The sequence below is a fragment of the Rhizobium quercicola genome (genome assembly GCF_021168455.1).
In the GTDB taxonomy this organism is placed as follows: domain Bacteria; phylum Pseudomonadota; class Alphaproteobacteria; order Rhizobiales; family Rhizobiaceae; genus Ferranicluibacter; species Ferranicluibacter quercicola.
Window position 1 is genome coordinate 1 of record NZ_JAJOZR010000009.1, and the last position, 22,876, is coordinate 22,876.

The 22,876-nt window shown below is 66.0% G+C and carries 21 protein-coding genes and 1 pseudogene; 14 read left to right on the top strand and 8 right to left on the bottom strand.

Annotated features, from left to right (window positions below; all coding sequences use genetic code 11):
• A pseudogene (locus LRX75_RS14565) lies at positions 1-514 on the top strand (IS5 family transposase); the annotation flags it as partial.
• Positions 515-559: 45 nt separating this feature from the next.
• Entirely contained in the window at positions 560-1,177 is a 618-nt protein-coding gene (locus tag LRX75_RS14570; protein WP_231815494.1) for a nucleotidyltransferase family protein, read from the top strand.
• A 69-nt stretch (positions 1,178-1,246) separates the two neighbouring features.
• Here the strand turns inward: LRX75_RS14570 and uvrB are convergent, their stop codons facing one another.
• A complete protein-coding gene (uvrB, locus tag LRX75_RS14575; protein WP_231815496.1) occupies positions 1,247-4,366 on the bottom strand; it encodes an excinuclease ABC subunit UvrB in 3,120 nt (1,039 codons plus the stop codon).
• Between the two features lie 186 nt (positions 4,367-4,552).
• Here uvrB and LRX75_RS14580 point away from each other — a divergent pair, with 186 nt between their 5' ends.
• Entirely contained in the window at positions 4,553-6,364 is a 1,812-nt protein-coding gene (locus LRX75_RS14580; protein WP_231815498.1) for a methyl-accepting chemotaxis protein, read from the top strand.
• 466 nt (positions 6,365-6,830) lie between these two features.
• Here the strand turns inward: LRX75_RS14580 and LRX75_RS14585 are convergent, their stop codons facing one another.
• Together LRX75_RS14585 and LRX75_RS14590 are read right to left on the bottom strand one after the other, a co-directional pair.
• On the bottom strand, positions 6,831-7,211 hold the full coding sequence (locus LRX75_RS14585) for an acyl-CoA thioesterase (protein ID WP_231815500.1): 381 nt from the start codon (positions 7,209-7,211) through the stop codon (positions 6,831-6,833).
• A gap of 624 nt (positions 7,212-7,835) precedes the next feature.
• Complete coding sequence (locus tag LRX75_RS14590; protein ID WP_231815502.1) at positions 7,836-8,081, bottom strand: hypothetical protein; 246 nt, start codon at positions 8,079-8,081, stop codon at positions 7,836-7,838.
• A gap of 572 nt (positions 8,082-8,653) precedes the next feature.
• On the opposite strand from LRX75_RS14590, the gene LRX75_RS14595 reads away from it, so the two are divergent.
• The 5 genes from LRX75_RS14595 (at position 8,654) to mazF (ending at position 12,512) form a co-directional block, all read left to right on the top strand.
• Positions 8,654-9,847: an extensin-like domain-containing protein gene (locus tag LRX75_RS14595; protein ID WP_231815504.1), complete on the top strand. Its 1,194-nt coding sequence runs from the start codon at positions 8,654-8,656 to the stop codon at positions 9,845-9,847.
• A gap of 276 nt (positions 9,848-10,123) precedes the next feature.
• A complete protein-coding gene (locus LRX75_RS14600; protein WP_231815506.1) occupies positions 10,124-11,050 on the top strand; it encodes an ABC transporter ATP-binding protein in 927 nt (308 codons plus the stop codon).
• Positions 11,047-11,808 (top strand): ABC transporter permease, encoded by a 762-nt coding sequence (locus LRX75_RS14605; RefSeq protein WP_231815508.1) that lies wholly within the window; start codon positions 11,047-11,049, stop codon positions 11,806-11,808. Before LRX75_RS14600 ends, LRX75_RS14605 begins: the two co-directional genes overlap by 4 nt.
• 81 nt (positions 11,809-11,889) lie before the next feature.
• Positions 11,890-12,153: a type II toxin-antitoxin system antitoxin MazE gene (mazE, locus tag LRX75_RS14610; protein WP_231815510.1), complete on the top strand. Its 264-nt coding sequence runs from the start codon at positions 11,890-11,892 to the stop codon at positions 12,151-12,153.
• Positions 12,153-12,512, top strand: coding sequence for a type II toxin-antitoxin system toxin MazF (gene mazF, locus LRX75_RS14615; RefSeq protein WP_231815512.1), 360 nt, complete (start codon positions 12,153-12,155; stop codon positions 12,510-12,512). The genes mazE and mazF overlap by 1 nt, the downstream gene beginning before the upstream one ends.
• Positions 12,513-12,519: 7 nt before the next feature.
• Here the strand turns inward: mazF and LRX75_RS14620 are convergent, their stop codons facing one another.
• Genes LRX75_RS14620 through LRX75_RS14630 form a run of 3 tightly spaced genes read right to left on the bottom strand, consistent with a single transcriptional unit; the run spans position 12,520 to position 14,279 of the window.
• A complete protein-coding gene (locus tag LRX75_RS14620; protein ID WP_231815513.1) occupies positions 12,520-13,218 on the bottom strand; it encodes a retropepsin-like aspartic protease family protein in 699 nt (232 codons plus the stop codon).
• On the bottom strand, positions 13,215-13,445 hold the full coding sequence (locus LRX75_RS14625) for a DUF1289 domain-containing protein (protein WP_231815514.1): 231 nt from the start codon (positions 13,443-13,445) through the stop codon (positions 13,215-13,217). Before LRX75_RS14625 ends, LRX75_RS14620 begins: the two co-directional genes overlap by 4 nt.
• Positions 13,446-13,487: 42 nt before the next feature.
• Positions 13,488-14,279 carry an adenosylcobinamide-GDP ribazoletransferase gene (locus tag LRX75_RS14630; RefSeq protein WP_231815515.1) on the bottom strand — a complete coding sequence of 264 codons (792 nt, stop codon included), beginning with the start codon at positions 14,277-14,279 and terminating at the stop codon, positions 13,488-13,490.
• Positions 14,280-14,615: 336 nt separating this feature from the next.
• Between LRX75_RS14630 and cobT the strand changes: the two genes are divergently transcribed.
• Positions 14,616-15,635, top strand: coding sequence for a nicotinate-nucleotide--dimethylbenzimidazole phosphoribosyltransferase (cobT, locus tag LRX75_RS14635; protein WP_231815516.1), 1,020 nt, complete (start codon positions 14,616-14,618; stop codon positions 15,633-15,635).
• A 250-nt stretch (positions 15,636-15,885) separates the two neighbouring features.
• Here the strand turns inward: cobT and mazG are convergent, their stop codons facing one another.
• Together mazG and LRX75_RS14645 are read right to left on the bottom strand one after the other, a co-directional pair.
• Positions 15,886-16,725, bottom strand: a complete 840-nt coding sequence (gene mazG, locus LRX75_RS14640) for a nucleoside triphosphate pyrophosphohydrolase (protein ID WP_231815685.1) — start codon at positions 16,723-16,725, stop codon at positions 15,886-15,888.
• Between the two features lie 43 nt (positions 16,726-16,768).
• Positions 16,769-17,368, bottom strand: a complete 600-nt coding sequence (locus LRX75_RS14645) for a nucleoside deaminase (protein ID WP_231815517.1) — start codon at positions 17,366-17,368, stop codon at positions 16,769-16,771.
• A gap of 217 nt (positions 17,369-17,585) precedes the next feature.
• Here LRX75_RS14645 and cysG point away from each other — a divergent pair, with 217 nt between their 5' ends.
• The 5 genes from cysG to LRX75_RS14670 all read left to right on the top strand — a co-directional run bounded on the left by cysG (position 17,586) and on the right by LRX75_RS14670 (position 22,760).
• Complete coding sequence (cysG, locus tag LRX75_RS14650; RefSeq protein WP_231815518.1) at positions 17,586-19,076, top strand: siroheme synthase CysG; 1,491 nt, start codon at positions 17,586-17,588, stop codon at positions 19,074-19,076.
• Positions 19,077-19,078: 2 nt separating this feature from the next.
• The gene (locus tag LRX75_RS14655; protein WP_113148533.1) at positions 19,079-19,390 is read left to right on the top strand and encodes a DUF2849 domain-containing protein; all 312 of its coding nucleotides are present in this window, start codon (positions 19,079-19,081) and stop codon (positions 19,388-19,390) included.
• A gap of 176 nt (positions 19,391-19,566) precedes the next feature.
• The gene (locus tag LRX75_RS14660; RefSeq protein WP_231815519.1) at positions 19,567-21,240 is read left to right on the top strand and encodes a nitrite/sulfite reductase; all 1,674 of its coding nucleotides are present in this window, start codon (positions 19,567-19,569) and stop codon (positions 21,238-21,240) included.
• Between the two features lies 1 nt (position 21,241).
• The gene (locus LRX75_RS14665) at positions 21,242-21,739 is read left to right on the top strand and encodes a DUF934 domain-containing protein (protein WP_231815520.1); all 498 of its coding nucleotides are present in this window, start codon (positions 21,242-21,244) and stop codon (positions 21,737-21,739) included.
• A 208-nt stretch (positions 21,740-21,947) separates the two neighbouring features.
• The gene (locus LRX75_RS14670) at positions 21,948-22,760 is read left to right on the top strand and encodes a ferredoxin--NADP reductase (RefSeq protein ID WP_231815521.1); all 813 of its coding nucleotides are present in this window, start codon (positions 21,948-21,950) and stop codon (positions 22,758-22,760) included.
• The last annotated feature ends 116 nt before the right edge of the window (positions 22,761-22,876 follow it).

Below are 22,876 nucleotides of genomic sequence, written 5' to 3' on the forward strand. Positions count from 1 at the left end.
AGACGCTGACGGCCGATCGCGACAACCGGTATCTGATGATCGATAGTACGATCGTTCGTGCCCATCAGCAGGCCGCAACGGGAAAAGGGGGGCCAAGGATCAGGCGCTGGGGCGTTCCCGAGGCGGACTGACCACCAAGATCCACATGCTGGCCGATGCACTGGGCCGGCCGCTGCGGTTCATCGTGACGGCAGGCCAGATCGGCGACATCACCCAGGCTCCGGCGCTTCTGGAAGGACAGACGGGCGATGCCGTTCTGGCGGACAAAGCCTATGATAGCAATGCCTTGCGTGAAGCGATCGCTGGCATGGGAGCCGAGGCGGTGATCCCGTCAAACCGCTCGCGAAAGATCATCATTCCGCACGATGACGTCGCCTACATCCATCGCAATCGCATCGAGCGGTGCTTCAACCGAATGAAACACTTCCGCCGCTTCGCCACCCGCTATGACCGCAGAACCATTCACTTCGAAGGCTTCATCTGCCTCGCCGCAGCAATGATCTGGCTGCGATGAATGTCGATCCGGCCTAAGGCGGATGGTTATAGATCTCACCATCTCGTGTTTGATTACAAGGGGCCAAGAGAGAATACTTCCTACGATGGCCTAAAAATTGAGGTTCAGGTTAGGACTCGTCTGCAGCATGCTTGGGCCACTGCCGTCGAAGCAGTTGGAATTTTCACAAAGCAAGCGCTCAAATCAAATCAGGGTGATGAAGACTGGCTGCGATTTTTCGCACTAATGGGTTCGGCCATCGCTGCAATTGAGAAATGTAATCCGATACCAAATACACCGCTTGATAAGCAAAATTTGATCAATGAAATCAAGATCCTTTCTGACTCTCTGCATGTGGGCGAAATGTTAATGGTGTATAACACCACTATCCAAGCTGTCGGAGCCGCAAAAGACGCTAAATATTTCTTGCTTATCTTGGATCCCGATGCTGCCAAAATCACAGTCCGTCGATATAAAGCTAAAGAATCAGAGAAGGCAAACAGAGACTATACAAAACTTGAAAGTGAAATTGTGGAAAATTCTGCTACTCAAGTCGTTCTTGTTTCCGTTGAAAACATTAATGCGTTGAAGCGCGCGTACCCCAATTATTTCCTTGATACAAATACATTCTCGGATGTCGTCAAGCAGGTTTTAAATGGAAAGTTTCCTGATCCTATAAAATAAAAATTTAATCTCTATTTATTTGTCGGATTAACAAATTTCTACAAAAATTAAGAGACTCAAGTTTTTTGATTACTTTCCCGGCCGCCCGGTCTTCCCCTTCGTCCGGCCCTTCTGCCGCTTCACATCCCCCGCATCCTCATAGCTGCCGACGCCGGCCTTCGCCCGCACCAGCGGGCGGGGGTCGTCGGTGGCGCGTTCCGGCTGGCCTTCGGTCAGCGGGGAGAAGCGTTTCGTGGCCTTGGCGGCGTCGGGTTTGACCGGGAGGGCGCCGGGGACGGGTTTTTCGGTGCGGCCGACGGTCATTTCGTCGAGGTCGTTGCGGCGGAAGAGGGGGCGTTCGGTGTCGGTGCCGGGGCCCATATTGTCGAGGCTGTTCTGGCGGAAGAGGGAGGGTGCGGGTTGGGGCTGCCCCTCATCCGCCCTTTGGGCACCTTCTCCCCGCGTGCGGGGAGAAGGGAGGGCGCCCGTGGCGCTGTCTGCGTCCTCGTCGGCGGTCGTATCTGCATTTCGCGCGGTTTTGGATTTACCGGTGGCGACTTCCTGCCCTTTTGCCGCGTCTCTTGCCTTGGCAGTCTTCTGGTCGGCCTTGCTGACGAAGCCTTCCTGAGCCTTCGCCGGGTTTCCGGCCTTCCCGGTCGCGCCTTCGGCGCTCCTCGCCTCTTGCCGGGCCATCGGGTCGTCCATCGTGGCCAGCTCGCTGGCCTTGAGGCGCTTGATTTCGTCGCGCAGGCGGGCGGCGGTTTCGAAGTCGAGGTCGGTGGCGGCGTTGCGCATCTGTTTTTCGAGCGCTTCGAGATGGGCGGCGAGGTTGTTGCCGACCATGTGGCCGCCGCTGGCAAAGCCCTTGCCCGAGGCGCCGGCGATGTCGGCGCGGACATGGTCGCGCTCGTAGACCGAGTCGAGAATGTCGGAGATCTTCGCCTTTACCGATTCCGGGGTGATGCCGTGGGCCTCGTTATAGGCCATCTGCTTCTCGCGGCGGCGGGAGGTCTCGTCCATCGCGCGCTGCATGGAGCCGGTGACCTTGTCGGCATAGAGCACGACCTTGCCGTCGACATTGCGCGCCGCGCGGCCGATGGTCTGGACGAGGGAGGTTTCCGAGCGGAGGAACCCTTCCTTGTCGGCATCGAGGATGGCGACGAAGCCGCATTCGGGAATGTCGAGACCCTCGCGCAGCAGGTTGATGCCGACCAGCACGTCGAAGGCGCCGAGCCGCAGGTCGCGGATGATCTCGATGCGCTCCAGCGTGTCGATGTCGGAGTGCATGTAGCGGACGCGGATGCCCTGCTCGTGCAGATATTCGGTGAGATCCTCGGCCATGCGCTTGGTCAGCACGGTGCAGAGCGTGCGATAGCCCCTGGCGGCGGTGTCGCGGATCTCGCCCAGCACGTCGTCCACCTGGCTCTTGGCCGGGCGGACCTCGACCGGGGGATCGATGAGGCCCGTGGGGCGGATGACCTGCTCGGCGAAGACGCCGCCGGACTGGTCCATCTCCCAGGCGCCCGGCGTGGCGGAGACGGCGATGGTGTTGGGGCGCATGGCGTCCCATTCCTCGAAGCGCAGCGGCCGGTTGTCCATGCAGGAGGGCAGGCGGAAGCCGTATTCGGCCAGGGTTGCCTTTCGTCTGAAGTCGCCCCGGTACATGCCGCCGATCTGGCTGACGGAGACGTGGCTTTCGTCGATGAAGAGGAGGGCGTTGTCGGGGATGTATTCGAACAAAGTCGGCGGCGGCTCGCCGGGGCGGCGGCCGGTGAGATAGCGCGAATAGTTCTCGATGCCGGCACAGGAGCCGGTGGCCTCCAGCATCTCGATGTCGTAGCGCGTGCGCTGCTCCAGCCGCTGGGCTTCCAGCAGGCGGCCGGCCTTTTCCAGCTCGGCCAGGCGCAGCTTCAGCTCCTCCTTGATCGACTTGATGGCGGCGTTCAGCGTCGGGCGCGGGGTGACGTAGTGGCTGTTGGCGTAGATCTTGACCGACCGGAGGTCGCCGGTCTTGGTGCCGGTCAGCGGGTCGAACTCGGTGATGGCGTCGATCTCGTCGCCGAACATGGAGATGCGCCAGGCCGCGTCTTCCAGGTGGGCGGGGAACAGCTCGATCGTATCGCCCCGCACCCGGAAACTGCCGCGCTGGAAATCCATGTCGCGGCGCTTGTACTGCTGGGCGACGAGGTCGGCCAGCAGCTGGCGCTGGTCGAGCCGGTCGCCGACCGACATCTGGAACGCCATGGCCGTATAGGTTTCCACCGAGCCGATACCGTAGATGCAGGAGACCGAGGCGACGATGATGACGTCGTCGCGCTCGAGCAGCGAGCGGGTGGCGGAGTGGCGCATGCGGTCGATCTGCTCGTTGATCGAGCTTTCCTTCTCGATGAAGGTATCCGAGCGCGGCACATAGGCTTCCGGCTGGTAGTAGTCGTAATAGGAGACGAAATACTCCACCGCATTGTTGGGGAAGAAGTTCTTGAACTCGGAATAGAGCTGCGCCGCCAGCGTCTTGTTGGGCGCGAGGATGACGGCGGGGCGCTGCGTCGCCTCGATCACCTTGGCCATGGTGAAGGTCTTGCCGGAACCGGTGACGCCGAGCAGGACCTGGCTGCGCTCGCCGCTGTTGAGGCCTTCCACAAGATCCTTGATGGCGGTCGGCTGGTCGCCGGCCGGCTGGTATTCGCTGACCATCTCGATGCTGATGCCGCCTTCGGACTTCGACGGGCGGGCCGGCCGGTGCGGCGTCCACATCTTGCCGTCCTTGAACAGCGGATTGCCGCTCTCGATCAGGCTCGCCAGCGCATCCACCGTGGCGGTGACGGCGCCGGGGGCGAGCGTGGCGGAGTCCTCCAGCGAGATATCCATGCCGGAGACGGCGGGCAGGCCGGCGGCGGCGCGGCTCTTCGGATCGCTGGCGCCGCCCATGGAGGTGCCGCGCGCGGACTTCGACGTCTTGATAGCGGGCTCGACCGGCTTCGCCTTCGCCTTCGCGGCGGCGATCTCGACCTGCTTGCGGTGCTTGCCGGCCTTCGAGGCGACGTCGCGGCGGGTCTCGTGGGAGGTCGCCTCGGCCTCCGCTTCGAGCTGTTTCACCCAGTCGGAGACCGAACCGGATATGGGGGCGCCTTCGAACGGCGCCTGCGGGGCTTCCTCGAACCCGGATGTCTCACGCGGGGAAGCAGCTGTTTTCTTCGGGGATCTGGCCATGCCGGAAATATGGAGAGAGTCTGGCCGAAAGGGAAGAGGAGAAGAACACATCGTGTACGCCTGTCGTCAGGAGCGTTTCCGACGGCGCGCCGCGCGTCCTGCGTGCAACTTTGGGGCGTGTCATCATACATTAGAAAGGTTTTGGTGAGCATCTTTTGCGTCTGACACGTTGGGGGACTGGGGACCATGAAGCATTTTCGAATTTCCACGCGGCTCTACGGGCTGGTTGCCATGGCGCTGCTGATCATGGCGGGGGCGATGACGTTCTCGCTGTTTCAGGCGCATGACCGGCTGGTGGACGAGCGCAAGGCCATGCTGGCGGCGATGGACCAGAGCGCCATCGGCATCTTCACCTATTACAACGGCCTGGAGACGGCCGGCACGATGACGCAGGCGGCGGCGCAGGCGGCCGCGATCGACGCGGTCAAGGCGATGCGGTTCCAGAACTCCGGCTATCTCTGGATCAACGACATGGACGCGCGGATGGTCATGCATCCGATCAAGCCGGAGCTGAACGGCAAGGACCAGAGCGGCAATGTCGATCCGAACGGCAAGCACCTGTTCGTGGAATTCGTCAAGGTGGTGAAGGCCTCGGGGCAGGGCGCGGTGGACTACTACTGGCCGAAGCCCGGCATCGACGCGCCGGTGCTGAAATATTCCTACGTCATCGGCTTCAAGCCCTGGGGCTGGGTGGTCGGCACCGGCGTCTATGCCGACGATCTCGCGGCGATGTTCCGGCAGGGTCTGCTGCAGCTGTCCGCAATCTCGGCCGTGGCCGGTCTCCTGATCCTCGGCGTCGCGCTCGCCGTCGTGCGCAGCGTGGTCCGCCCGGTGGAGCGGCTGAAGGCCTCCATGCTGGCGATCTCGCGCGAGGACGTCTCGTCGCCGGTGCCGGAGACGGACCGCGGCGACGAGATCGGCCAGATGGCGAGCGCGCTGGGCGTGCTGCGCGACAGCGTGTCCGAGCGGATCGCCCTGCGCGGCCGCGAGGCGGCGCAGCAAGGCGAGATCGAAACCGAGCGCCGCAGCAACGAGGCGCGCACCCAGCGCCATGCCGAGGCGCAGGCCGACGCCATGGCCACCATCGGCACGGCGCTGGAAGCGCTGGCGCGCGGCGACCTGACGGCGCATATCGACCATATCTCGCCGGAATATGCCAAGCTGCGCGACGACTTCAACCAGGCGGTCGCCGCGCTGGCGGGTGCCGTGCGGTCCATCGCGCAGTCCACCGACGTCGTGCACGAGAATGCCGGCGACATTTCCGAGGCGGCCGGCAACCTGTCGCGGCGCACGGAGCAGCAGGCGGCGGCGCTGGAGGAAACGGCCGCGGCGCTCGACCAGATCACCTCCACGGTGCGCAACGCCTCCGAGCGGGCCGGCGAGGCGCGCAACATGGTGGCGGAAACCAAATCGAGCGCGGCGAAATCCGGCGAGATCGTGCGCAGCGCCATCGCGGCCATGAGCCGGATCGAGGGCTCCTCGGCGCGCATCGGCCAGATCATCGGCGTGATCGACGAGATCGCCTTCCAGACCAACCTGCTCGCTCTCAACGCCGGCGTCGAGGCGGCGCGGGCCGGCGAGGCGGGCCGCGGCTTCGCCGTCGTGGCGCAGGAGGTGCGCGAACTGGCCCAGCGCTCCGCGCAGGCGGCCAAGGAGATCAAGGAGCTGATCCGCAGCTCGACCGGCGAGGTGGAAAGCGGCGTCGCCCTCGTCCGCTCGACCGGCGACGCGTTGATGGAGATCGAAACCCTTGTTAACCGCGTCAACGACCACGTCGCCTCCATCGCCACCGCCGCCCGCGAGCAGGCGACCGGCCTGCAGGAGGTCAATGTCGCCGTCAACAGCATGGACCAGATGACCCAGCAGAACGCGGCCATGGTGGAGGAAACCACCGCGGCGAGCCAGACGTTGGCGCAGGAAAGCCGGACGCTGAAGGATCTGCTGCAGACGTTCCGCCTGGGCGGCGCCGGGGAGCGATCGGTGCGGCGGGCGGCCTGAGGCGGGCGAAAGCCGGGGCAGCCGAGAGCTTGGGCGGGAAGGGCGTTGCGGGAGCGGCGCCCTTTTTGCGTTGGGGGGTGGCGGTCGGGAGTTGGCAGTCGGCAGTCGGCAGTTGACGGGCGGTTGTGGTTTGGTTTCAGGGCCGTGAGCCGTGAGCCGTGAGCCGTGAGCCGTGAGCCGTGAGCCGTGAGCCGTGAGCCGTAAGCCGTGAGCGGTGGGGCATGCGCTGTAAGCCGTAGGCGACGGGGCCGTAAACGGTGGGCCGTGGGCCGTATGTCGTCAGCCGGAAGCCGCGAGCCGTGGTGATGAGGATCGGGTCCCCGGCGGAGCCGGTGGTCGTGAAAGGGCGGCAGGCGGTTGGTCTCAGGTCGTGAGCCGTCCGTCGTAAGCCGGGGGTGATGAGGATCGGGGCCTTGGCGGGATCGGTGGTGGTGATGGGGCGGCGGGGCTGAGGGGGATTCGGGCGTCAGCGTTCGGCGGGGACGGGGGTGGGGTGGCCTTCGGCGTCGAGGGCGACCATGACGAAGGTGGCGTCGGTGACCTTTTCCATGCGGTCGGCGAGGTAGCGCTGGGCCCAGACTTCGACCTTGAGCGTGATCGAGGTGCGGCCGACGGCGGCGATGTCGGTGTAGACGCAGAGCGTGTCGCCGATCTTGACCGGCAGAGCGAAGGCCATTTCGCGCACCGCCGCGGTGACGACGCGGCCGCGGGCGCGCTCGGCGGCGCGGATGCCGCAGGACAGATCCATCTGCGCCATGACCCAGCCGCCGAAGATATCGCCGGCCGCATTGGCATCGGCCGGCATGGCCAGGGTCCGCAAGGTCAGTTCGCCGCTCGGCGTCGCCATGGCTCTCTCCGTCTGCTTCGGCATGTGTGCGCCGGGACTGGGGCAGTCCGGGGGCGTGCCACGGACGGGTTTGCATGGTCCCGTGCGTATCGCGGTTGCGGGCGTTCGTCATCCCCTGATGTTGGAAAGTGGCGATGGTTTTGGTGTGAGATGAGGGTGGTCTTTGCACACCGCGTCCGGGGATTCGCGCGCTGTCGTTGCGCGGTGGTGCGCGGGATGAGGATGCTTGGGACGCTCTGCGGGTGGGGTTTGCCCCTCACCCTAGCCCTCTCCCCGCTTGCGGGGCGAGGGGACGTGCCCTGCCTGGCGTTTTCGATTGCGGCAGTTCGGTGCCACGGGTCCCTTCGCCCCGCGTGCGGGGAGACGGTCGCAGCAGCGGGATGAGGGGCGGTCTCTGCGCTCTGTTTTTGGGATTGAAGAAGAAAGGCCCTCTCGGCCCTGCCGGGCATCTCCCCCACAAGGGGGGAGAAGACTCGGGGCGGACCGCTCGTTTTAAACAAGCGTTCAAGATTGTCGCGAAGGTCGCGCCACACGTTTTCTCCCCCCTTGTGGGGGAGATGGCCGGCAGGCCAGAGAGGGATTTTCCTTTTTCGACCGGGAAGGCGGACCGTGGCGCGCGCGGCCTCAGGCGGTTCCGGATGACGGGTCGGGGAGGGTGGGGAGCCCGAGGCGGAGGCGTTGGCCGCGGGCGTAGCTGAGGGCCCAGTCGTGCTGGACGAAGGACTGGCGGCGCTCGATGCCGTTCTCGATGATGACGACGTTCCACTCGTCGCGGTCGGCGACGACGGCGACGGCCATGGCCGTCAGCGCATCGGGGCCGGCAAGGGCGTCGGCCGCGACGGTGGCTGTGATCTGCTGCATGTGGTCCATGGCCGGCCCTCTCCTCCCGCAGGCCGCATGTCCGGTGACCGCGCGGTCCCCGACAGGCGTCGTCTCTCAGTGCTTTGTCGTCCCAGATGCAGTCCCCGGAACGATCCCGCGTCGGCCGGATCGTTCCCATGCGGGCATGGAACCGCGCGCGCTCCGTCGCGCCGCCGCCCTGCCTTGCCGTCTCCTGCTGCTCCGTCCCGAGCCCCCTCGGGATGGGGATGTCCGCTGCCCGGATCAGGTGCCGGGCCGGCGCTGCGCGAAGGCCCGCCGATGGGCTCACGATAGCGGGTTTGCGGGCCGGAGTAAACGGCGGCGGGTGGTCCGATACGGCAAGCGCGTAACCCTTCATTTACCATGATGACCTAGAATCGCGCGATCGGCCCGCGCATGCGCCGCGTGCCCGGAAATGACCGAAGAGCGGCGGCAGTGTTTGCGCCTGCAGCGTTGCCCGCGCCGAGATCGGTCCGGGATGCTGCGGCGGATCGAGAGCGCCCGAGCGCTCCTATCTGGTCCTGCCCGGCGCGCCGGGGCTTTTCCGGGAAACCGGCTCCGTTCGAAAGGCGATATCCGGCATGGCGAACCTTCCAGAATCTTCCCGACGTCTTCTCCGCCGGCCGTTCGCCTCGCTCGGTCTGATGCTGGCGCTGGCGGCGTGCTCCACGGATGTGCTGGAGCCGCCCGAGCGCATGAGCGGCCTGCGCCCCGTGACGGCGGCGCGGCAGGAGCGGGTGGCGAGCTATCCCGTGCGCGAGGCCTCGTCGCCGGAGGGGACGTCGCCGATCCCCGCGAGCGGAATCGACATCGACGCCATGGTGACGGCCGCGCCCGTGGTGGGGCTGGCGGAGGAGCAGAGCCGCGACATTCATGGGGGTCCGGCGGCGCAGAGCGCGCCTTCGGGACCGGTGCTGGTGGACGGGATCGGCACGAGCAGCGTGCATGTGCTTTCCGTGCCCCCGCGCCAGATGGCGGCCGCCCCGCTTTCCGTGCCGGACGACACCGCATCGGTCGCGACGGCGGGTAGCGATCCGGACCTGCCGCCGCTGACGCCCGAGCGGATGGAGATGGAGGCGCGGCGCAAGGCGCAGTTTCTGGAGCAGGAACAGCGGGTGATGATGCAGCGGCGCGACAAGGCGCGCGAGGAACAGGTGGCCTTTCTGCCGCGGGCCGGCAATCCGGTCGATGCGCTGTCCCAACCGGATGCCAGCGGGCAGATGCCGGCCTCCGAGATCGCCTGCCGCAAGCGGCTGACGGCGCTGGGCGTGCGCTTTACCGACGTGCCGCGCATTTCCAACGGGCCGTCCTGCGGCATCGACCATCCGATCCAGCTGTCGGGTCTCTCCGGCGATATCGCCGTCAAGCCGGCGGTGAAGCTGAACTGCGCGGTGACCGAAGCCTTCGCGCTGTGGGTGAAGAACGAACTCGCGCCATCGGCCCGCTATCGCTATCTCAGCGGCATCGGCACCATCAAGCCGCTCGGCGGCTATTCCTGCCGGACGATGAACTCGCGGCGCGGCGCGGCCATGTCGGAGCATGCGCATGGCAACGCCATCGACGTGGGCAAGTTCGTGCTGAAGAACGGCAAGGAGATCGACGTGCGCAAGCCCGGCTTCTTCGCCTTCCGGGAGAAGGGCCTGCTGAAAGCGGTCCGGCAGGACAGCTGCAAATATTTCAACACCGTCCTCGGGCCGGGCAGCGATCCGTTTCACAAGGATCATTTCCACTTCGACCTGCGCTCACGCGCCTCCGGCTACCGGCATTGCGACTGAACGGTGGCACGGACGGCGGGCGCCGAAAAAGAAGGCCGGCCTTCTGTTTTCAGACAGAAGCCGGCCCCAAGAAACCGGGCGGAGGGGACTGCCAGCCGATCGGTGCAAACCACGAGAGCGGAGCGACGAGGCCCGGCCCGAGTGCCCGGCGACCGTGATCGATTCTGGCGAAGGATTGATGACAGACGGCGAGAGATCGATGCGCGGACGCCGGATGACTTTTGGCGCAGGGATGCCATATAAGGCATCCCGTCCCCCGCAGTCCGGATCATCGCCATGGCGCCCATCGTCTCCGTTTCCAACCTCGTCAAGATCTACGGGTCCGGGTTCCAGGCGCTCAAGGGCGTCAGTCTCGACATCGAAGAGGGGGAAATCCTGGCGCTGCTCGGGCCGAACGGCGCGGGCAAGACGACGCTGATCTCCATCATCTGCGGCATCGTCAATCCGAGTTCCGGCACGGTGCAGGTCAACGGCCACGATGTGGTAAAGGATTTCCGGGCGACGCGGGCGATCATCGGGCTGGTGCCGCAAGAGCTGACGACCGACCAGTTCGAGACGGTGTGGAACACCGTGTCGTTCTCGCGCGGGCTGCACGGGAAGAAGGCCAACCCGGCCCATATCGAGAAGGTGCTGCGCGACCTGTCGCTGTGGGACAAGAAGGACAACATGCTGCGCGAGCTGTCGGGCGGCATGAAGCGGCGGGTTCTGATCGCCAAGGCGCTCTCCCACGAGCCGCGCATCCTGTTTCTCGACGAGCCGACGGCCGGCGTGGATGTCAACCTTCGCAAGGACATGTGGAAGGTGGTTCAGACGCTGCGCGAGGGCGGCGTGACCATCATCCTGACGACGCACTACATCGAGGAGGCCGAGGAGATCGCCGACCGGGTGGGCGTGATCAATGGCGGCGAGATCCTGCTGATCGAGGAGAAGAGCGCGCTGATGAAGACGCTTGGCCGCAAGCAGCTGCGCATCGAGCTGGCCGAGCCGGTGACGGTGCTGCCGAGCGGGCTGGAGCCCTATCATCTGAAGCTTGAGGATGACGGCGGGCGGCTGATCTACGACTACGACGCGTCTGGCGGGCGAACCGGCATCACGACGCTGTTGGCCGCCATCGCGGAAGCGGGGTTGCGGATCAAGGACATCTCGACGCGGCAGAGCACGCTCGAGGACATCTTCGTGGAACTGGTGGAGAAGCGGGCATGAATGTCGAAGCTGTCAAGGCGATCTACCTGTTCGAGATGGCCCGCACGCGGCGCACGCTGCTGCAGAGCGTGGTCTCTCCCGTCATTTCCACCTCGCTCTATTTCATCGTCTTCGGGGCGGCGGTGGGCTCGCGCATCCAGGAAATCGAGGGCGTCTCCTACGGCGCCTTCATCACGCCGGGGCTGATCATGCTGACCCTGCTGACGCAGTGCATCGGCAATGGCTCCTTCGGCATCTACTTCCCGAAGTTCACCGGCACGATCTACGAGATCCTGTCCTCGCCGATCTCCATGACCGAAATCGTGCTCGGCTATGTCGGGGCGGCGGCGACGAAGGGGATGCTGGTGGGGCTGATCATCCTTGCCACCGCGTCGCTGTTCGTGGACCTCTCCATCGCCCATCCCTTCGTCATGCTGGTGTTCTTCGTGCTGACCGCCGTGACCTTCTCGCTGTTCGGCTTCCTCATCGGCATCTGGGCCAAGGATTTCGAGCAGCTGAACCTTATCCCCATGCTGGTCATTCCGCCGCTCGTCTTCCTCGGCGGCAGCTTCTATTCCGTCTCGATGCTGCCGCCCTTCTGGCAGGCCGTCAGCCACGCCAATCCGGTGCTCTACCTCATTTCCGGCTTCCGCTGGTCTTTCTTCGAGATCTCGGAAGTAAACCCCCTCCTGAGCTTCGCCATCATCATCGGATTTCTGGCCGTGCTGATGGGGCTGCTGGTGTGGATTTTCAGGACGGGGTATCGGTTGCGGAATTAGGGGCGGCGCCATCGCCTGGCTGGCAGACTTGCCGACCTTCTCGGGGTGCTATATATGTAGCACATTACAGGGGGTGAACGGATGTCCAACACAGCGAAAATCCGTCGTCAGGGCGGCGCCACGGTCTTCAGCATTCCGCCTGCGCTTCTGAAGATGCTGGGCGCGGACGTCGGTACGGAGCTGGCTCTGGTCGTCGACAATGGTGCGCTCGTCGCGACTCCGGTGAAGACGAGGAAGCGATACACGCTTGCCGAGCTTCTGGAAGGCGCCGACGAGATGGTGGCCCTGAACAAGCAGGCAGCGGCGTGGGAGACCGGCGCCCCGGTCGGGAACGAAGTGCTCTGATGGTGCGAAGCAACGTTCCCAAACGGGGTGACGTCTTCGTCGTCGATCTGAACCCCGTCGTCGGGCATGAGATGAAGGACGACCATCGCTGCGTCGTCATCTCGCCCCGCGAGATCAACGCCTTGGGGATGTGCATGACGGTGGCTGTGACAACGGGTGGGGCTTTTGCCCGAAAAGCCGGCATGGCCGTCAATATCACCGGACATGCGACGAACGGCGTGGCTCTGTGCAATCAGGTCCGAAGCCTGGATATCGTGGAGCGTGTCAGACAGAAGACCGCTCGCTATACCGATACGCTGGATGCCGCGACGGTCGACGATATCGTCGCCCGGGTGGTCAGCATCATCGACGTCGCCTAATTCTCACTCAATCCCTCAACCGCAACTCGTCCGTCTTCATCTGCATCATGTCGAGCGTGGAGAGGAAGCTCATGCCGAGCAGGCTCTGGTCGAGCTTGCCGTCTTCGGCGACGGTGGCGCGGACGTCGGTGCGGGTGATGGGGCCGATGGCGACCTGCGACAGGGTGACGGGGGCGCCGCGGGCTTCGCCGTTGGCGGTCATCAGGCGCTGGGTAAACGCGAGGCTGGCGGGGTCGAGGCCGAGGTTTTTCGCGTCGGCATAGGAGAGGGCGATGGTGCTGGCGCCGGTATCGACCAGCATCTGGACGCTGGCGCCGTTGACGGCGACGTTCGCCTCGAAATGGCCGTTCATGACCTTGTGGAGAACGACTTCCTGATAGCCCTCATTGTCGGTGAAGACGGCGGCGCGGCCGGGCATAAGCCCGCCGGAGAGGCGGGCCCAGTAGGATTCCAGCTCGCCGCGATAGAGATAGGCCGTGACGACGGCGAGGAAGATCAGCACCCACAGGGCGAACTGCCGCACGCTCTCGCTCAGGGTGCGGCTGCGCCAGATGCCGGCGGCAAAGACGGTGAGCAGCGCCGTCATGCCGACGAGGCTCGCGAAACTGTCATTGCCGAGCCCCAGCGTGCGGCCGCTGTCGTGATTGAGGAACAGAAGGACGAGCCCGAGGGCGAGAATGCCGAGCGCGACGGTCAGTCTGGTCATGTGCGCGTGCGCTCCCGGGCCAGGCGGTCGATGCGGACGCTGCGCATCTCCAGCCGTGCATTGGCGTCGAGCGCGTTCAGGCGCGTGTGCAGCCCGGTCATGATGTGGCGGCGCTCGCGGTCGCTGAAGAGCGTCCAGGTCGCGATCTCGTCGCCCGTCCGTCCGCAGCCGCGACAGTAGCCGGTGGCGGCATCGATGGAGCAGACGGAGGTGCAGGGTGATTCCATGAAAAGTCCGGGCTGGGCGTGATGTGTTGTTATATCGGCACCTCAGGCGAAGATCGCAAGGGCGACGAGAAGGGCTGTTTCCGCCAGCTGTTGTGTGGCTCCGATTGTGTCGCCCGTATGGCCCGAGATCCGCGCCCGCACAGATCGCGTCCAGAGCGCGACCATGGCCGCGACGGCGGCAAAGGCGACGAGGGCGGCCAAGAGCGGAACGCCGGCCACCAGCAGGAGGAGACCGGCGAGCACGACGCCGGTGGCGAGCGCCGTGGTGACGGCGGCGGGCTGCGGCTGGCCGGCACCGGCGGCCACGCCCGTCTCGCGCGCTGGCGGCAGCTGCGACCAGTGCCAGACCATGCCGGCCCGGCTGAGGGCGGCGACGGCCATGAGCGCCAGCGCGCAGCCCAGGGGCGCGAGATGGTCCGCGAGATCGGCGATGGCCACCGCCCGGAGCGCCAGCGTCAGCACCAGCGCGACGACGCCATAGGTGCCGACGCGGCTGTCCTTCATGATCTCGAGCGCATGGCCGCGCGTGCGGCCGCCGAAGAGCCCGTCGGCCGCATCCGCAAGCCCATCCTCGTGCAGGGCACCGGTGAGAACCGTCTGCACCGTGAGAGCGAGGAGGGCGGCCAGCAGCGGATCGGCGTCGAGGGCAAGCGACAGCGAAAAGACGAGGCTTGCCGGCAGGCTGACGAGGAGGCCGGCCACGGGGAAGGCGCGCACCGTGCGGCCCATGCGGCCGTCGTCGCCGTCGAAAACGCGCGCGGGCACGCGCAGGCGGCTGAGAAAGGCGACGGCGCGCAGCGTGTCGGTGAGGAAGGTGCTCAAAGGGTTCGTCATGGTCGTGGTCCCTTGTCCGGGGGCGGGTCGTCCGGCCGTGTCCGCGGTCCGGCATAAGCCGTTGCCGGAGACCGTCATGCGCTTTAAGAGACTGTTTGAAAACCCGGACGGGTCGATCCTGCGGTGCTTTTCGTGCCCCGGTGCGTCGAGAATCTTGCCGATATCCCAGGATATCGGCTGCGATCCTCTTCTGCCGGAGCATGAGAATCCCTCGCCGGCTCTCCGCCACCGGGTTTCCGAACTGCCTCCAAGACGGCACGAGACAAGATGACGTGTCGCCGCGTCGCCCGACGATGAGACGGGCAGCGCGAACGGCGAAATGAAGGGATAATCCAGATGAGTGCCAGCGGTCTTCCGTTCGACGATTTTCGTGCGCTTCTGCGCCAGTTGCCGGGACCCGATTCCGGCGCGCTGGCGGCCGCGCGTGCGCGCGACGCGCAGCTGACGAAGCCGGCAGGCGCGCTCGGCCGGCTGGAGGAGATCGCCTTCTGGCTGGCGGCCTGGCAGGGGCGTGCCCCGGCCGTCACCCGCCCGCTGGTCGCAATCTTTGCCGGCAATCACGGCGTCGCCGCACAGGGCATCACGCCCTATCCGCCATCGGTCACGGCGCAGATGGTGGAGAATTTCGCGGCCGGCGGCGCCGCGATCAACCAGATCTGCGTGAGCCACGATCTCGGCCTGAAGGTGTTCGACCTCGCGCTCGACTATCCCACCGCCGACATCACGCAGGAAGCGGCCCTGACGGAGCGCGACTGCGCGGCGACCATGGCCTTCGGCATGGAAGCGGTGGCGGGCGGCACCGACCTGCTCTGCATCGGCGAGATGGGCATCGGCAACACGACGATCGCCGCTGCGATCAACCTCGCGCTCTATGGCGGTTCGGCACGCGACTGGGTGGGCCCGGGCACGGGCTCGCACGGGGCGCTGCTGGAGCGCAAGATCGCCGCCGTGGAAGCGGCGGTCACGCTGCATGGCTACCATCTCTCCGATCCGCTGGAGGTGCTGCGGCGCCTGGGCGGGCGCGAAGTGGCGGCGATGGCCGGCGCGATTCTCGCCGCCCGCATGCAGAAGATTCCGGTGATCATCGACGGCTACGTCGCCACCGCCGCCGGCGCCATCCTCAGGGCCATCAATCCCGCCGCGCTCGACCACTGCCTGATCGGCCACGTCTCCGGCGAACCCGGCCACATGGCCGCCATCGAACAGCTGGGCAAGACCCCGCTGCTGGCGCTCGGCATGCGGCTCGGCGAGGGCACCGGCGCAGCGCTCGCCGCCGGCATCGTGAAGGCGGCCGCGGCGTGCCATTCCGGCATGGCGACGTTCGAGCAGGCGGGGGTGAGCGGGCAGACGGAGTGAAGGGTTGGTTTCGCGGGTGATGCTTTCGTCGGCCTGTGGCGGACCGTCTCGCTTGCGGCTGCCCCTCACCCTAGCCCTCTCCCCGCATGCGGGGCGAGGGGACGTGGCCTGCTCGGTGTTTTCATGTGGGGTGGACGCGGTGCCGTGAGGTTCCTTCGCCCCGCGTGCGGGGAGAAGGTGGCGGCAGCCGGATGAGGGGCTGTTCGCGGGTGCGGTTTTGAAGGCACGCCAGAGAGGGTTTTTCCTTGACTTACCGCGTTCCGTCCAGCGCGCGCTCGATCGCCTTGGCGTCCTGCCAGAGGGCTTCCATGCGGTCCAGCGTTGCCGCCTCCAGCGTTTCGCCCGATGCGTGAAGTTCCGTCTCGATGTGGTGGAAGCGGCGGCGGAATTTGGTGTTGGTGCTGCGGAGGGCCATTTCGGGATCGGTGCGGGTGTGGCGGCCGATGTTGACCATGGCGAAGACAAGGTCGCCGAGTTCGTCGGTGACTTTGGCCGGGTCGCCGCTGCGGAGCGCCTCGCGCAGTTCGCCGATTTCCTCCTCGATCTTGTCGAGGATGGGTTCGGGTTCCGACCAGTCGAAGCCGACCTTGGCGGCGCGCTGCTGCAGCTTCAGGGCTTCGCTGAGCGCCGGCTGGTGGCGCTGGATGCCGTCGAGGAAGCCGGCCGCATCGTCGGTGAGGCCGCGACGGCGGCGGCGGTCGCGGCGCTCGGCTTTTTCGGCCTGCTTGATCGCATCCCACTGCAGCTTCACCGCGTCCGGCGTATCGGCCTGCGAGCGGGCGAAGACGTGGGGGTGGCGGCGGATCATCTTGGTCGTGACGGCTTCCACCACATGGCCGAAGTCGAAGGCGCCGGCCTCTTCCGCCATGCGCGCGTGGAAGACCACCTGCAGCAGGAGATCGCCCAGTTCCTCGCAGAGATCGTCCATATCGTTCCGCTCGATCGCGTCGGCGACCTCGTAGGCCTCCTCGATCGTATAGGGCTTGATGCTATCGAAGGTCTGGACGATGTCCCAGGGGCAGCCGGTGTCGGGCGCGCGCAGGGCGGACATGATGTCGAGGAGCCTGGTGATGTCGCGCGCGGGCTGCATCGGTTCGGTCATGGGGCGGGCTTCTGTCTGGAGGGGACGCGTCTCAGGCGAGGGGGATGGCGTTGCCGGATTTGCCGGACTGGTAGGCGTCGGACAATTCCTGGTAGCGGCGGCGGATGCGAGCGTCCTGGGCTTTCAGGCCGGCGCGGTCGGCCTCGTCGCTGGTGGCGATCAGGTCGGCGATGGCGGCCGAGCGCCAGAAGGCGTTCTGTCGGGCATAGCCGCCGGGTTCGAGCCGGAACACCTCCTTGAGAATGACGAGGTCGTGCGGGATGGCGAAGCTGTCGCGGCTGTCCTCGTGGCTGAAGAAATAGTAGAAATTGTCGAAGCCCGCCCAGGTGATGGCCGAGAGGCACATGGAGCAGGGCTCGTGGGTGGAGAGGAAGATCAGCTCCTTCGTGTCGTGAGCGACCCCGCGCTCGTAAAAGCGCTTCAGCGTGTGGACTTCGCCGTGCCAGAGCGGATTTTCCGTCTCGTTGTTGGTTTCGGCGACGACGAGGGACAGATCGGACTTGCGCAGGATGGCCGCGCCGAAGACCTTGTTGCCGGCGGCCACGCCCTTCTGCGTGAGCGGCAGAATGTCGCTTTCGATGACGGACAGAAGGCGGGCGGCAAGTGGATGTGCGGGCGGATCGGTGGGCATCGGGCGCGGTTCCCTGTGGTCGGCGCGCCACTCTAACGGGGAAGGCCGGCCGGGTGCAATGCATCGCCTTGAGGTGCCGGGACACATTTGCTCCGATTGTTCGCTGGCTGAGGAAAAGAATACGCCGCGTCCGGGACTGGCGGATTTCTGTTTCTTCAATTTCGCGGTAGGATGGGCGATACCAGTACTACCCATAAAGGACAGATCCCCCATCGTCATGAGCGAGCAACTGACCGTATTCCCGGCTTTTTTTCGCGTTGCGCAGAAATGCGTGGCGGTGTTCGGCAATGGCGACGAGGCCTATGCCAAGGTTCGCCTGCTGCTCAACACGCAGGCGCGCATCGTCGCCTATGCCGAGGATGCGGAGCCGGATTATGCGCTGTTCCTGGCCGAGAAGCGCATCGAGCGCATTGCCGTTGCCTTCGATGCGGGGCAGGTCGAGGGGGCCGTCCTTGTGTTCGCCGCGACGGGCGACCCGGCCGCCGACCGCCGGATCGTGGCCGCCGCGCGCGCGGCGCGCATCCCCGCCAATGCGGTGGATCAGCCGGACCATTGCGATTTCCTGACGCCGGCGCTCGTCAACCGGGCGCCGGTGGCCGTGGCGATCGGCACGGAGGGCGCGGGGCCCATTCTCGCGCAGATGATCCGCGCGCAGATCGACCAGCTGCTGCAGCCCTCGCTCGGCAGCCTCGCCGGCCTTGCGCAATCCTACCGGATCGCGGCGGAAAAGCTGCTTCCGCGCGGTGCGCCGCGCCGTCAGTTCTGGAAGCGGTTCTTCACCGGCGGTGTGGCCGCGCACGTGGCCGCCAACGACGTTTCGGCCGCGCGCCGCGAGGCGACGCGGCTGTTGAAAGCGGGCAGCGCGGTCGAGGGTCGCGTCTATCTGGTCGGGGCCGGGCCGGGCGCCGAGGACCTGCTGACGCTGCGTGCGCAGCGGGTGATGATGGAGGCGGACGTGCTCGTCTACGACGCGCTGGTGCCGCAGGCGATCGTGGACATGGGCCGGCGCGATGCCGAGCGGCTGTCCGTCGGCAAGCGCAAGGGCTGCCATTCGAAATCGCAGGCCGAGATCAACCAGCTGCTGGTGCGTCTCGGCCGCGAGGGCAAGCGTGTCGTGCGGCTGAAATCCGGCGATCCTCTGATCTATGGCCGGGCGGGCGAGGAAATGGCGGCGCTGCGGGAGGCGGGCATCGGCTACGAGATCGTGCCGGGCATCACCTCCGCCTTCGCCGCGGCCGCCGATTTCGAGCTGCCGCTGACGCTGCGCGGCGTGGCGTCGTCGCTGATCTTCACGACCGGCCATGACCTTGCCGGCGACGTGCTGCCCGACTGGGCGCGGCTGGCGGTTTCCGGCGCGACGATCTCCGTCTATATGGGGCGGACGGTGGCGGCCTCCGTCGCCGCGCGGCTGATGGATGCCGGCCTGCACCGCGACACGACCGTGGCTGTGGTGGAGAATGCCAGCCGGGCGAACCGCCGGCTGCTGCACGGAACGCTCGGCGAACTGCCGGGGCTGGAGGCGCGCGACGATCTGGACGGGCCGGTGATGGTGATCATCGGCGACGCGGTGGCGGGCGCAAATTTCGAACGGTCGGAGCCGCTCTCGCAGCGCGCCGGCCTGCGGCAAGGCGCGGACCCGGCGGCGGCCTCCGGTTCCGGCCTGCCGGACAACCAACATGACGTGCAACATGACGTGCAAGGAGCATGACGATGAGTGACAAGGTCCTGACGGCCAACCGACTGTCCGACGGCATTTCCGTCTGGCTGGATGCGGCCGGCAACTGGGGCGAGAGCCTGCAGGATGCCTTCATCGCCCGTCATGCCGAGGCGGTGACGGCGCTGGAGGCGGCGGGCAAGGCTGCCTTTGCCGACAACAAGGTCGTCGATGTCAACGTGATCGAGGTCGTGGAAGTGGACGGCGTGCTCAGGCCCTCGCGGCTGCGCGAGCGCATCCGGGCGGAGGGGCCGACGATGGACTATGCGCCGGGCTACAGGGGCCTGCACCCCGTGGCGGCGGTCTAACCCGCCGGGACAGAAACTCCCGCCGCATTGCTTTTCCCGGGGCCGGGTCTGGGGTAAAGACGGGTCTGGGGTAAAGAACAGCACGCGCGGCGCACCGGATCTGCCTGGTGCCTCCCAAGGTCTTCTGCACGAGACGCCCGGCGTCCCGGACTTTGGTCTTCAAGGAAAAGACAACGATGTATCGCTACGACGAATTCGATCATGCCTTCGTATCTGCCCGCGTGGCGCAGTTTCGCGACCAGGTGGCGCGCCGCCTGTCCGGCGAGCTGGCCGAGGACGCGTTCAAGCCGCTGCGGCTGATGAACGGCGTGTACCTGCAGCTGCATGCCTATATGCTGCGCGTCGCCATTCCCTATGGCACGCTGAACGGCCGGCAGATGCGGATGCTGGCGCATATCGCGCGCACCTACGACCGCGGCTACGGGCATTTCACCACGCGGCAGAACATCCAGTACAACTGGCCGGCGCTGTCGGACACGCCGGACATTCTGGCCGATCTCGCGAGCGTCGAGATGCACGCCATCCAGACCTCGGGCAACTGCATTCGCAACGTGACGGCCGACCATTTCGCCGGTGCCGCCGCCGACGAGGTCGCCGATCCCCGGCCTTACGCGGAAATCCTGCGGCAGTGGTCGTCGGTGCATCCGGAATTCTCGTTCCTGCCGCGCAAGTTCAAGATCGCCGTGACGGGCGCCGAGCGCGACCGCGCCGCGATCCAGGTGCACGATATCGGCCTGCACCTGAAGAAGGACGAGCAGGGGCGCATCGGCTTTGCCGTCTATGTCGGCGGCGGGCAGGGGCGCACGCCGATGATCGCCAAGAAGATCCGCGACTTCCTGCCGGAAGAGGACCTGTTGTCCTACACCACCGCCATCATGCGCGTGTACAATCTGCACGGCCGGCGCGACAACAAGTACAAGGCGCGCATCAAGATCCTCGTGCACGAAACGGGTGCGGAGGTGCTGGCGGGTCAGGTGGAGCAGGAATTCCTGCAGCTGAAGAACACCGAGCTGAAGCTTCCCGACGCCGATATCGCCGCGATCTCCGCCTACTTCGCGCCGCCGGCGCTGGCGGAGCGTCCCGAGGGCTGGGCCAACCTTGCAAGCTGGAAGAAGGCCGATCCGGACTTCGCCCGCTGGGTGCAACAGAACGTGGCGCCGCACAAGAACCCCGATTACGGCATGGTCACGATCTCGCTGAAGCCCATCGGCGGCATTCCGGGCGACGCGACGGACGTGCAGATGGAGGCCGTGGCCGATATCGCCGAGGACTACGCCTTCGACGAGATCCGCATCAGCCACGAGCAGAACATCATCCTGCCGCATGTGGCGCTGGCCGATCTCGAGGCGGTCTATCGCGGGCTGGTGGCGACCGGGCTGGCGACCGCCAATGCCGGGCTGATCACCGACATCATCGCCTGTCCGGGGCTCGACTATTGCGCGCTCGCCAATGCCCGCTCCATTCCCGTGGCGCAGGAGATTTCCACGCGTTTCGGCGATCCCGAGCGGCAGGCCGATATCGGCGAGCTGAAGATCAAGATCTCCGGCTGCATCAATGCCTGCGGCCACCACCATGTCGGCCATATCGGCCTGCTGGGCGTGGAGAAGAAGGGGGCGGAACTTTACCAGATCACGCTCGGCGGTTCCGGCGACGAGACGACCTCGATCGGCGAGATCATCGGCCGCGGTTTCGAGCCGGAAAAGGTGACGGATGCGGTGGAGACGATCGTCGACACCTATCTCGGCCTGCGGCTGTCGAAGGAGGAAACCTTCCTCGCCGCCTATCGCCGCGTGGGCCCGCAGCCCTTCAAGGATGCGCTGTACGGCGCCAAGGAACAGGAAGCGGCTTGAGATGACCCAGATCTGGAAGACGACCGGCTTCGTGACCGACGACGCGTGGGTGATCGAGACCGAGGAAAGCCAAGCCGGTTCCAACGAGCGCGCGATCCACGGGCTGACGACCTTTATCGAGAAGGCGGACGCCGGGGAGACCGGGCTCGGCGTGCTGATCAACCCGGCCGACGACGTGTCGCGGCTGCAGCCCTATCTCGAGCAGATCGCTCTCGTCGCCGTCGCCTTTCCCGCCTTCAATGACGGGCGGGCCTTCAGCCATGCCTCGCTGTTGCGGTCGCGGCTGAAGTTCGAGGGCGAGATCCGCGCGATCGGCGACGTGCTGATCGACCAGGTGCCGCTGATGCTGCGCTGTGGCATCGACAGCTTTGCCGTGACCAATGCGACCGCGCTGAAGCGGCTCGGGGAAGGGCGCCTGCCCGGCATCGACGAGCACTACCAGCCGACGGCGCGGCCCTCGGCCGAGGCCGGGTCCTACAGCTGGCGCCGGGTTTCCTGATCCGGGGCCGCTTGTCGATCGACCGCGCGGTGCGGGGCGGTCGCGCCCTGTGGCAATCTCCGCTTGCGCGGAATTTTGAAACGGAATTGCTTTCCTTCGCCCCCGGTTTGGAATATTCCGCGCATGAATACCTGAGAGGCGTTGTCAGCCTTTCGCTCGCTCCCGATCCGAGCTCCGGCTCGACCTGCCCAGAGGATGAGACGCACAGATGAATGCTCCGGCCAAGACCGAGGATTTCGCCGCGACCGTACCGGCCGGCGTGTTTGCCGAGACCGTGACCAGCGTGACGCATTATACCGACCGGCTGTTCCGCTTCCGCATGACGCGGCCGGCCGGCTTCCGCTTCCGTTCCGGTGAATTCGCCATGATCGGCCTGATGGTCGAGGGCAAGCCGGTCTACCGTGCCTATTCGATCGCCAGCCCCGCCTGGGACGAGGAACTGGAATTCTTCTCGATCAAGGTGCCGGACGGTCCGCTGACCTCGCATCTCCAGGCCATCCAGCCCGGCGACCAGGTGCTGATGCGCAAGAAGCCGACGGGCACGCTGGTGCTGGACGCGCTGACACCCGGCAAGCGGCTCTATATGTTCTCGACCGGCACCGGCATCGCGCCGTTCGCCAGCCTGATCCGCGAGCCGGAAACGTTCGAAAAGTTCGACGAGGTCATCCTGACCCACACGACCCGCGACGTGGCCGAGCTCAAATACGGTTTCGACCTGATCGCGGAGATCCGCAACCACGAGTTCCTGGCCGAGGTGGTGGGGGACAAGCTGCGCCACTACGCCACCGCGACCCGCGAGGACTATCCCTTCCGCGGCCGCATCACCGACCTCATCCGCAACGGCAAGCTCTTCGCCGACCTCGGCGTTCCCGCCTTCGACCCGGCCATCGACCGCGGCATGATCTGCGGCTCGACCGAGATGCTGAAGGACACAAAGCTGCTGCTCGAGGAGGCCGGCCTGACCGAGGGCTCGAACAACAAGCCCGGCGAGTTCGTGATCGAGCGGGCATTCGTGGGGTGATGGTTTTGGGGTGAGGGTGAGAGGGTCTGTCTTCAGAGCCGCACGCGTAGGCAGCCCCTCATCCCGCTGCCGCGACCTTCTCCCCGCGGGCGGGGCGAAGGGACCTGGAGGCAGTG